General features: G+C 53.2%; 1 protein-coding gene. It reads left to right on the top strand.

The window, feature by feature from the left end; all coding sequences use genetic code 11:
• Positions 1–42: 42 nt before the first annotated feature.
• Positions 43–267, top strand: a 225-nt coding sequence (locus ACPYOI_RS36340) for a YjhX family toxin (protein WP_481424210.1), incomplete at its 3' end; no start/stop codon positions are given.

Raw genomic sequence — 267 nt, 5'->3', positions numbered from 1 at the left:
GAGACAGCGTTTTGCACATGATGATTAAACAGGTTTTCCAGTATGAATTTATCCCGTCAGGAACAACGTACCTTACACGTTCTCGCCAAAGGTGGACGTATTGCGCACGTCCGCGATAGCTCAGGCCGCGTCACCGCCGTTGAATGCTACAGCCGCGAAGGGCTGTTGCTCGCCGACTGCACGCTCGCCGTCTTCAAAAAACTCAAAACCAAAAAGCTGATCCAGTCCGTCAACGGTCAGCCCTACCGTATTAACACGACCGGGCTG

The organism is Rhizobium sp. SVR5-2C (assembly GCF_056755115.1).
Note: the sequence above shows the minus strand (reverse complement) of the source record. Positions and strands in the feature narration are given on the sequence as shown.